Source organism: Streptomyces sp. NPDC059443 (assembly GCF_042750105.1).
Classification (GTDB): domain Bacteria; phylum Actinomycetota; class Actinomycetes; order Streptomycetales; family Streptomycetaceae; genus Streptomyces.
The window spans coordinates 29,073-39,513 of the sequence record NZ_JBHYVM010000054.1 but is presented as its reverse complement, the minus strand read 5'-3'; the positions used below and the strand labels follow the sequence as shown (position 1 = coordinate 39,513).

Sequence of the window (10,441 nt, the reverse complement as noted above, 5' to 3'; positions counted from 1 at the left end):
CGGCCCCCCCGGGACACCCCCGGGGGCGGGGTGGCCCCGCGCCGCAGGCCGGTAAAAACCCCCCGGGCCGGGGGGGGGGGGGGGGGGGGGCCCCCCCCCCCGCCCCCTCCCCCGTACGTACGGTCAGCCCTTGATCAGGACCTTGAGCGCGCTGCGGTCGTCCATCGCGCGGTAGCCGTCCGGGACCTCGTCCAGGGAGACGGCCCGGTCGAAGACGGGCGCCGGGTCGATCGCGCCGCTGAGCACGTCCGCCAGCAGCTCGGGGATGTACGCCCGGACCGGCGCGACACCGCCGCGCAGGGTGATGTTGCGGTCGAACATGACACCGAGGTCGAGGCCCGTGCTGCTGCCGTGCGGGACGCCGACGTAGCCGATGGCCCCGCCGTCGCGGGTGATGTTCACGGCGGTGCGCATGGACTGCTCCGTGCCGACCGCCTCGATGACGGAGTGGGCGCCCTGGCCCCCGGTGAGCTCCCGTACGGCCGCCTCGGCGGCCTCGCCGCGCTCGGCGACCACATCGGTGGCCCCGAAGAGCCTGGCGATGTCCGTACGGGCCGTGTGGCGGCCCAGTGCGATGATCCGCTCGGCGCCGAGGCGCTTGGCGGCGAGGACCCCGCACAGGCCGACCGCGCCGTCGCCGACGACGGCGACCGTGGAGCCCTTGCGGACGCCCGCGCCCAGCGCGGCGTGGTGGCCGGTGCCCATGACGTCGGACAGCGCCAGCAGACCGGTCAGCAGGTGGTCGTCGGAGACGGCCTCGGCGGGCAGCTTCACCAGGGTGCCGTCGGCGTGCGGGACGCGGACGGCCTCGCCCTGGCCGCCGTCGTGGCCGACCGAGCCCCAGAAGCCGCCGTGCACGCAGGAGGTGTACAGGCCCTCGGAGCAGTAGTCGCAGGTGCCGTCGGACCACATGAAGGGGGCGACGACCAGGTCGCCGGCGCGCAGGCCGGAGACGGCCGTGCCGGTCGCCTCCACGACGCCGAGGAACTCGTGGCCGATGCGCTGGCCGGGCTGGCGCGCGGCCTCGCCGCGGTAGGCCCACAGGTCGCTGCCGCAGATGCAGGAACGCAGCACGCGGACGACGGCGTCCTCGGGGCGCTGGATCGCAGCGTCGGGCACCTCCTCCACGCGGATGTCGTGCGGGGCGTGGATGACGGTGGCGCGCATGGTGATGCAATCCTCCGGCTAGGGGATGGAGATAGTTCAGTCCTGGCTGTGCTCGCCCTGTAGGGCTTCCCTACCGTACGCCCGCTCCGGTGCGAGCGCTCCCATGGCCAGCAGGTACTGGGCCGCCACGTAGGTGGCCATGATCCAGAAGTCCGGCCTGGGCAGCTGCGGCCACTCGGCGACCCCGGTGGCGATGAGCGTGTCGGAGAGCAGGAACAGCGCTCCGCCGAGCCCCGCCCGCCAGCCGAGGGCGCTGGACCGGAAGGCCATCGCGGTGAGCAGCAGGCTGTACCCGGCTACGGGGATCCGCAGATCGGCCGGCAGGTCGCTCCAGAGCAGCGTCACGGTGGAGAGCAGCGCGACGGCGTACGCGGCCCCGAGCGCGGGACGGGACCGGCGGCGGCCGAAGAGCAGGAGGTAGCAGACGTGCCCGCCGGCGAAGGAGCCCATGCCGATCAGGAAGGCCGGGCCGGCGTCGAAGAGCAGGGCCACGTCTCCGCCCCAGCCGAACAGCAGGGCCGCGATCAACAGCCGGGGGGCCGGGCGGCCGGTGCCCCGGGCGGCCTGGACCACGTGGGCCACGAGCAGCGGCATCAGCAGCGGCTTGGCGACGACGTGCCCCGGGTGCCAGCCCGCGAGGAGGGATCCGAGGTCGAGGGCGGTGGCGGCCGCGAGGGCGCCGAGCAGGATCCGGGCGGCGGGGCCGGCGCCCCGCACCACGACGGGGTGCGCCCAGGACGGCGTACGGGACTCGGTGGTGCTCATGCGGCGTGCTCCGATGCCTTCGCGGTGGCCGTGGCGGTGGCTTCGGCGGTAGTGGTTTCGGCGGGCTGCCAGCCGGGGCCGCCGAAGACGCGTCCGGCGCGCTCGCGCCAGCTGCGGGCGGCCTTCACGTCGCGGGCGATGGAGGCGTACTCGTGGGTGGCCACGCGCAGCGGGTTGTACGTGCTGATGTTCTTGGTGAGACCGAAGACGGGCTTGTCGGTCTCTCCCACCCAGGAACCGAACATCCGGTCCCAGACGATCAGGATCCCGCCGAAGTTCCGGTCCAGGTAGCCGCCTTGGGAGGCGTGGTGGACGCGGTGGTGGGAGGGGGAGTTGAAGAGGAACTCGACGGGGCGGGGAAGCTTGTCGATGCGCTCGGTGTGGATCCAGAATTGGTAGACGAGGTTGATGGAGTAGCAGAAGGCGATGGCGGCCGGGTGCACGCCGAGCGCGATCATCGGCAGGTAGAACGGCCAGGAGGTGGCGCTGGTCCAGGGCTGGCGCAGGGCGGTGGTGAGGTTGAACTTGCGGCTGCTGTGGTGGACGACGTGGCAGGCCCACAGGATCCGGATGACGTGGTGGCCGCGGTGCTGCCAGTAGTAGAAGAAGTCCTGGGCGAGCAGCATGAGCGGGACCGTCCACCACAGGACGGGAACCCGGAGCGGGGTCAGTTCGTATACCGCCGTGTAGACGGCGAGGATCGGGATCTTCCAGAGGAAGTCGAAGACCAGGCTGCCGATTCCCATGCCGAGGCTGGTGACGGCGTCCTTGGTCTCGTACCCGGCGGCGTCCTCGTCGGGATGGATGCGGTAGCTCACGAGCTCGATCACGGTGAGCAGGACGAATGCGGGTATGGACCACAGCACGACATCGGGCAGGTTCGGCATGTCCGCACCATAGAGGCGGGTTCGGGGGCTCGGCTAGAGGTTGTTACCGATCGGTATCCATCTGCGTTACCGGCGGTTCGGAGGATGATGTCCGGTCCGAGGGGGAGGGCATGGGAATGACGGCTTTCGAGACGGCCGCCTTACGGGCGGCGAACTTGGTGGCACAGGCGTGGACACCGGCCGGGGAGCGGGGCAGACCCGCCTTACGGAGCTTCGCGCGCGGGCTGGCCGCCCGGCTGGCGGGGGCGAGCGAGGGGCTGCCGGACCGCGACCGGCTGGCAGCGGTGGCGGCGGTCGGCGACGCCTTCGCCGCGCTGAGCCGGGAGGACGCCCTGGCCCTCTTCGCGGCCGACCGGGCCGACGGGGCGGAGCGGGCCGGCCGGGCGGAGCGGGCCGGACGCGGCGCCGACGGGGCGGAGCGGGGCAGCCAGGCCGAGCGGGCCAAAGGGACCGGCCGCGTGCCCGATCTGCTGCCGCCGCCCGGCACGGCCCTGCGCCCGGGGGCCCGGTCCGCGTACCGCGAACTGGTCGCCCTGTGCCGCGCGTACGCCCTGGAGTACGCGGCGCAGTACAGCACGCTGCACACGCCGGCCCGGACCCCCGCGGAGGAGGCCGCGGCGGTCTTCGAGGAGCGGTACGCGCAGTACGTGGCCCAGACCCAGGGACGCGTCCAGCTGTTCGGCCTGACCTTCAGCCAGGGCCGCCAGGAATGGCCGCTGGACCTGGCCTACATCAGCCTCGCCGTCAGCGGGGCGCAGTTCCTCGAAGAGCCCGGCCTCCAGACGCCGATGAAGGCCGAACTGGCCCTGGACGCCGCCGAGCGGGTGCTGCTGCGCGGCCCGGCCGGCTCGGGCAAGAGCACCCTCGTCCAGTGGCTGGCCCTCAACGCGGCCCGCCGCACCTTCGGGACCCAGCTGCGGGCCTGGAACACCCTGGTCCCCTTCGTCCTGCCGCTGCGCTCCTTCAACTCCCCCACCGGGCTGCCCGGACCCGCGGAGTGGCTCCAGGCGACCGGTGTGCCGTTGACGGCGCCCCCGGGCTGGGTCGAGGACCTGCTCTCCGCGGGCCGGGCGCTCGTGCTGGTCGACGGGGTCGACGAGGTGCCGCCGTGGTTGCGCAGCCGGACCAAGTCCTGGCTCCGGGAGCTGCTCACCGCCTATCCCGCGGCCCGGTTCGTGGTCACCACCCGGCCCTCGGCCGTCCCGGAGGACTGGCTGACCGCGCAGGGCTTCTCCGCTCTCGCGCTGCTGCCGATGGAGCGCGAGGACGTCAAGGCCTTCATCACGCACTGGCACGCCTCCGCCCGCGCGAAGGCGGACGCCGACGCCGAGGCCTCGGGCGAGGCCTCGGGCGAGGGTCGGGGAGAGGGCCAGGGCGAGGCCGCGGAGCGGGAGCGGGCACTGCTCGACCGGTACGAGAAGACCCTGCTCGAAGCGGTGGACACCCGCCGGGACCTGGGCAGGCTCGCGACGAACCCGCTGATGTGCGCCCTGCTGTGCGCGCTCAACCGGGACCGGCGGATGTACCTGCCCCGGGCCCGCAAGGAGCTCTACGACGCCGCCCTGGACATGCTGCTGATCCGCCGCGACAGCGAACGGGACATCTCCGGGGTCGAGGGCGTCTACCTCAGCCGGGACGAGCAGACCCTGCTGCTCCAGCGCCTCGCGTACTGGCTGATCCGCAACGGGCAGGTGGAGGCCGCGGCCCACGAGGCGATCACGATGATCGCCGAATCCCTCGACGCCATGCCGCAGGTCAAGGCGCAGGGCAGCGCCCAGACGGTGTTCCAGCACCTGCTGATCCGCAGCGGACTGCTCCGGGAGCCGGTGCCGGGCTCGGTCCACTTCGTCCACCGCACCTTCCAGGACTACCTCGGCGCCAAGGCGGCGGTGGAGGCGCGGGACTTCGGCGCGCTGGTGAACAACGCGCACGAGGACACCTGGGACAACGTGTTCCGGATGGCGGTGGGCCACGCACGGCCCCATGAACGAGCCGATCTGCTACGGGAGTTGCTGAAGCGGGCCGATGAGTCCGAACACGACCGCAGCCGGCTGGTGCTGCTCGCGGCGGCCTGCCTGGAGCACGCTCCGGAGCTGGACCCGGAGGTCTGGCGCGAGGTGGAGTCCCGTACCGCGCGGCTGCTGCCCCCGCGCTCCCCCGGCCAGGCCGAGACCCTGGCCAAGGCGGGCGAGCTGGTGCTGGAGCTGCTGCCGGACCCGGCCGGGCTCACCGAGGGCGAGACGGCCGCGACGATCCGTACGGCCGCGCTGGTCGGCGGCGACCGGGCGCTCCAGGTGATCGCGGGCTTCCGGCGGGACGACCGCTACGAACCGGCCCGCGAACTGTCCGACGCCTGGGGGCGGTTCCCCGTGGAGGTGTACGCGCAGACGGTACTGGCGGACGCCCCCATGAGCGTGGCCCACCTGCACGTGCGCACCGAGGAGCAGCTGGGGGCCCTGGACGGGCTGCGGCACATCCGCCGGCTGCACATCACCTGGGACGGCCCCCTCCCGCCGGAGATCGCGCGACGCCGGGGCATGGAATCGCTGATCCTGCACCGCAATCCGCGGCTGGCCGATCTCTCCCCGCTGGCCGGGCACCCGACCCTGCGGCACCTGGGCGTACTGGACTGCCCGCAGGTGACCGGGATCGAGGTGGTCTCCGAACTGGGCACCGACAGCCTCGCCTTCGGCTACCTGCGCGACGAGCTGTCGCTGGCCCCGCTGGCGGGGGTGCCGGGGCTGCGTTCCCTGGTCATCGGCTTCGAGCCGCGGGAGCTGCGGATCGGGGACGTCCCGGCGGCCGGCTCGCTGACCTCGCTGCACCTGTGGCAGGGCGCCCGGCGGATGACCCTGGACGGGATCGAGCAGTGGCCGGAGGTGTCGACGCTGACGGTGGCCGGGAGCGGCCAGTACCGGCAGCTGGTGCGGGCGCTGCCGCTGCGGGGCCTGGACAGCCTGCAGATCCGGCACGCCGCGCCGGTGTCGCTCGCGGCGCTCCTGCCGTACGAGCGGCTCACCCGGCTGGTGGTGATCCGGTGCGCCCTGGAGGGCTCGCTGGAGCCGCTGCGCGAGTTCGGCGCGCTGCGCCGGCTGGTGCTCAGCGAATGCTTGGGCACCCTGGACCTGTCCCCGCTGGCCGACATGGACGAGCTGGTGATCGAGGTGCGCCGGGGCACGCACGTGACCGGGGCGGAGCGGATCCCGCCGGAGCGGCTCGTCCGCAAGGACTGAGCCGCGCCGGCGGGCCGATCACCGCGCCCCGTCACCAGACCCGGACCGAGCCCCCTCGGGCGAAGGCCGGGCTGGTGGCGCCCGCCGGGACCTCCGTCAGGGGCTCCGCGATCTCCGAGACCAGGGGGCCGTGCTTCGCGGCCACGGCGTCGAGGAGGCCGAGGTCGAAGCCGTACACCCGGGCCGCGTTGCCGCCGACCATGGCGGCGACCTCCTCGCGCGGCAGGCCCGCGTAGGCGATGCGCAGGCCCTCGCGGGAGAACGGGGTGGTGCCCTCGTCGTGGGGGTAGTCGCTGCCCCACATGATCTTGTCGAGGCCGATCCGCTCCCGCAGCGGGACCTCGTGGGGGCGCATGAAGCTCGCTCCCACGAAGCAGTTGTCCCGCCAGACCTCGCTCGGCCCCTTGCCCATGGACTCCGCCAGGCCCGCCCCGAACTTGGCCTCGGCGGTGGCCGAGGCCGCCACCAGACGGCCGTGGTAGTAGTCGAGCATGTCCATCACCCCGGGGATCCAGCCGGATCCCTGCTCCGTCAGGACCAGTTTCAGCCCGGGGTTGCGGCGGAAGGCCCCGCCGAAGATGAGGTGCCACAGGGCCCGGTGGGAGAACCAGGTGGTCTCCACCATGAAGACGGCCCGTGCGGCCGGTTCCTCGCCCAGCGGCGGCGAGGCCGAACCGCCGTGGTGGTTGACCGGGACGTCCAGCTCGTCGCAGACGGCCCAGATCGGGTCGTAGGCCTGCGAGTGCAGCTCGGGGATCCCGGAGCCCGGCGGGACCCCGGGCAGCAGGACCCCGCCGGTGAGCCCGGCCTTCCGGGTGCGGCGGATCTCGCGGACCGCCTCGTCCACGTCGTTCAGCAGGATCTGGACCACGCCCGCGCGCCGCCCCGGGGCGTCCGCGCAGAAGTCGGCCAGCCACCGGTTGTGGGCCTGGAGCCCCGCCCAGCGCAGGGCGAACTCCGAGGGGGTCGGGGGCTGGGCCATCAGCGAGGACTTCGGGAAGAACGGCGGGATGGTGTTCGGGAAGAGGACTTCCGCGACGATCCCGTCGGCCTCCAGCTCGGCCAGCCGGCGCTGGGAGTTCCAGTTGGCGTCCGCCGTGTCCGCGAGGAGGTCCTCGTACGGGTTCACGTAGGTGGCGGCCCAGGCGTCGAACTCCTCGTGGTACCGCTTCTCCAGGTACGGCTTGTAGTCCAGCAGGTCGGCGCCCGCGTGGCAGTCCGCCGAGATGACCGTGTAGCGGTCCTGGCGGTCCTGGCGGTCCTCGCGGTCCGCGCGCCCTTCCGCCGAGGTCATCCGTTCACCCCCAGCACCGGGAAGTCGTTCTCCGTCAGCCAGTGCCGGCCCACCTCGCGCGAGCGCGCCCAGGAGGCTTCGACGGCCGCCTGGTCCTCGCTCTGGCCCAGCTCGGCCGGGGTGGGCCCGATCCGCCGCGCGATCGGCGCCAGCTTCTCGGTGTCGAAGCCGAAGACCTCCGCCGCCGCCAGGCCCAGCATGCGGCGGGTCTCGCCGACCGGGATGTCGTGGAAGGTGTTCTTCAGCCAGTTCCCGGTGTTGGGCCAGGTCCCCTCGGGGTGCGGGAAGTCCGAGCCCCAAAGGATGTTGTCCACGCCGATCTCGTAGCGCTGGGCGAGCTCGCGCCGCTTGGTGTTGGTGGCGCAGACGAACACCTGGCGGTCCAGGTACTCGCTCGGCGGCCGCTTCAGCTCCTCGAAGGGCGAGAGCTTCTTGCCGCCGTGCGCGCCCAGGTAGAGCCGGTCCATGAACCACAGCTGGTTCGGCAGCCACCAGCAGCCCGACTCGGCGACGCCGAACTTCAGCCCCGGGTGCCGCTCGAAGACCCCGGACCAGAGCAGGAACCACAGGGGGCGCGAGGGCCACCAGGTGACCTCGGAGACGAAGATGCCCAGGTGGTCCCCGTACTCGTGGCGCGGCGAGGATCCCGAGTGGGTGACGATCGGCATCTGCGTCTCGGCCGCCGCCGCCCACACCGGGTCGTAACGGCGGTCGTGGTAGGGCGCCTTGTCCACCCACATCGCGGGGATCATCAGGGCGCCGAGCCCCGATTCCTTGGCGCGGTGGATCTCGGCGACCACCTTGTCGGGGTCGCCGGTGATGGGCAGCAGGGCGACCCCGCAGTGGCGTTCGGGGTTCTGAGAGACGAACTCGGCGAGCCACCGGTTGTGCGCCTGGGCGCCGGCCATGCCGAGGACGGGGTCCTGGTCGCCGGAGAGCCCGAGGCCCACCCCGAAGGGGGCCGCGGTCTGGCTGTCCACGGCGTCGGCGTCGGGGAAGACGACCTCGGCGGCCACGCCGTCGCCGTCGAGCTCCTTCAGCCGCTGGGTGACGTCCCAGCCGCCCTTGAGGCCTTCCTCGTGGTCGTGGAACCACTTCTCGGCGAAGGCCTCGTTGCGCACGCCCAGCTTGGTGGCCTCGGCGCGGCGGGCATCGCGCTGGCCGAGGAACTCGTCGAACTGGGGGTGGAACGCGCTGTCCAGGTAGGGGCGGTACTGCTCGGTGGGCAGCCCCGCGTGACAGTCGGAGGAAATGATCAGATACGGATCTTCGTACGTACTCACTGCACTCCCGTCGATTCCTCAGTCGAGGATGAAGCTCTCCAAGTAGGCGGGGTTGGCCCGGTCGAGCATCGACTGCGAGCGGGCGCGGATCTGCCGGTCGCTGTGCTCGCTGTCGGGGAGCATCCAGAAGCGGTCGGCGCGGATGCCGTCCACGACGTGCTCGGCGACGTCCTCGACCGGGGTGAAGTCCACCTCGTGCCCGGCCTGCTTCATGGCGGCCTCGTACTGGTCGAGGCTGCGGTACGGGGACTTGCGCGGGCGCTCCTTCGCGTACCGGTCGGGCCGGTTGCGGTGCGACTCCCACAGTCCGGTGCGCAGCATGTGCGGTCCGGGGAACAGGACGGAGGCTCCAATGGCGGCGCCCTCCGCCTTGAGGTGGGCGTAGAGCGACTCGGTCATGGTGACCACGGCCGCCTTGGTGACCGCGTACACGGAGGCGGTGGGCAGCGGGGCGATGCCGCCGTCGCCCGAGGAGGTGTTGACGATGTGGCCGGGGGCGCCGCCCGCGATCATGCGGGGGACGAAGGCCTGGATGCCGTGGAAGACGCCCCAGACGTTGACGGAGAAGGCCCATTTCCAGTCGTTGGGCTCGTGCTCCCACATCCGGCCCTCGGCGCCGGAGCCGACGCCCGCGTTGTTGCAGAGCACGTGGACGGCGCCGAAGGTCTCGTAGGCGGCGTCGGCGAGCGAGATCACGGAGTCCCGGTCGCTGACGTCGACGAGTTTGGCGAGCACCTCGGCGCCGTCCGCCGCGAGCTCCTCGGCGGCCTTGCGCAGGGCGCCTTCCTCCACGTCGGCGAGGACCACCTTCAGTCCCTCGGCGGCGAAGCGGCGGGCCATGGCGAGGCCGATGCCGCTGGCGGCTCCGGTGACCACGGCCACCTGTCCTGGTTCGAGTCGCACGTCACACACTCCCCTCGGGCGGTCCGTCCAGGATCTGCATGGGGTCGTCGTAGCGCTGGTGGATGTACGGGAGCAGGGCCTGGGCGCTGACCCGCTCGACGACCCGGCCCTTCTGGTCGGTGGTCTTCTCGCCGATGGTGATCTCGACGATGCGGCGTACGGGGAGGTCCGCGATGGGGTCGAACATCGACTCCCGGAGCACCACGTCCCCGGTGATGTGCTCCAGCTTGCGGACCTTCTCGTTGCGCGTGCAGTGCACGAGCACCGGGTCGCAGTCGAAGCCCGAACCGTCCACGGCGGGAAGGAACTTGAAGTAGAAGTCCGTCTTCGTGGTGGGTTCGGGCAGCGGCAGCGCGCGGTCCACCGCCCCGCGCACCTCCACGAAGGCGATCCCGTGCCGGGCCAGGGAGGCCCGTACGACCAGGCCCTCGCGCTCCACGGTGACCTCGCCGAGCTTCTTGGGCTCGCCGAAGACCTCGCGGCCGCCGGTCAGGGCGCGCTCCATGGTCATCGGCATGACCAGCGGGTACCAGCCCTCGACCCCGCCGTGCTGGGCGGCGACGGCCACGGAGCCGGCGCCGAGCGGGTATCCGGGCAGGTCCACCTTGCTGATGTTGGCCCGGACCAGGGGTCGCTCGGCGGGCTTCAACGGCGGCGGCAGGACCGCCGCCACCACGTCCGGATCGCTCTCCCAGACCGCCACCACGCCGGTGGACCAGATGTCGGGGAGTTTGGAACTCTTCTCGCGCGACGCCGCGATCTCCGCCTCGGTGCGCGCTCCGTACCGTACGCGTGCCATGTCCAGCACCACCCTTCGGTAGGTTCGTTCTGTAACACAGTTACACCGGGACCGATGAAGGGTAAAGACCCCTGCACTCACCCGATCTGACGAATCGACAGAAAGTTGGG

General features: G+C 72.3%; 8 protein-coding genes. 1 reads left to right on the top strand and 7 read right to left on the bottom strand.

Translation table 11 applies throughout. The features are described 5' to 3' along the window. Positions 1-123: 123 nt before the first annotated feature. Genes ACFXDJ_RS34390 through ACFXDJ_RS34380 form a run of 3 tightly spaced genes read right to left on the bottom strand, consistent with a single transcriptional unit; the run spans position 124 to position 2,819 of the window. Positions 124-1,167, bottom strand: coding sequence for a zinc-dependent alcohol dehydrogenase family protein (locus tag ACFXDJ_RS34390; RefSeq protein WP_384656560.1), 1,044 nt, complete (start codon positions 1,165-1,167; stop codon positions 124-126). Between the two features lie 36 nt (positions 1,168-1,203). After that, a complete protein-coding gene (locus ACFXDJ_RS34385; RefSeq protein ID WP_384656563.1) occupies positions 1,204-1,932 on the bottom strand; it encodes a lysoplasmalogenase in 729 nt (242 codons plus the stop codon). Further along, positions 1,929-2,819: a sterol desaturase family protein gene (locus ACFXDJ_RS34380; RefSeq protein WP_384656566.1), complete on the bottom strand. Its 891-nt coding sequence runs from the start codon at positions 2,817-2,819 to the stop codon at positions 1,929-1,931. The genes ACFXDJ_RS34385 and ACFXDJ_RS34380 overlap by 4 nt, the downstream gene beginning before the upstream one ends. Before the next feature lie 110 nt (positions 2,820-2,929). Here ACFXDJ_RS34380 and ACFXDJ_RS34375 point away from each other — a divergent pair, with 110 nt between their 5' ends. Next, complete coding sequence (locus ACFXDJ_RS34375) at positions 2,930-6,052, top strand: NACHT domain-containing protein (RefSeq protein WP_384851210.1); 3,123 nt, start codon at positions 2,930-2,932, stop codon at positions 6,050-6,052. A gap of 31 nt (positions 6,053-6,083) precedes the next feature. Here the strand turns inward: ACFXDJ_RS34375 and ACFXDJ_RS34370 are convergent, their stop codons facing one another. Genes ACFXDJ_RS34370 through ACFXDJ_RS34355 form a run of 4 tightly spaced genes read right to left on the bottom strand, consistent with a single transcriptional unit; the run spans position 6,084 to position 10,331 of the window. Beyond that, positions 6,084-7,346, bottom strand: coding sequence for an amidohydrolase family protein (locus tag ACFXDJ_RS34370; RefSeq protein ID WP_384656572.1), 1,263 nt, complete (start codon positions 7,344-7,346; stop codon positions 6,084-6,086). After that, the gene (locus tag ACFXDJ_RS34365) at positions 7,343-8,629 is read right to left on the bottom strand and encodes an amidohydrolase family protein (protein ID WP_384656575.1); all 1,287 of its coding nucleotides are present in this window, start codon (positions 8,627-8,629) and stop codon (positions 7,343-7,345) included. The genes ACFXDJ_RS34370 and ACFXDJ_RS34365 overlap by 4 nt, the downstream gene beginning before the upstream one ends. An 18-nt stretch (positions 8,630-8,647) precedes the next feature. Further along, a complete protein-coding gene (locus ACFXDJ_RS34360; RefSeq protein WP_384656579.1) occupies positions 8,648-9,532 on the bottom strand; it encodes an SDR family NAD(P)-dependent oxidoreductase in 885 nt (294 codons plus the stop codon). 1 nt (position 9,533) lies between these two features. Next, entirely contained in the window at positions 9,534-10,331 is a 798-nt protein-coding gene (locus ACFXDJ_RS34355; RefSeq protein ID WP_384656582.1) for an acetoacetate decarboxylase family protein, read from the bottom strand. Between the last annotated feature and the right edge of the window lie 110 nt (positions 10,332-10,441).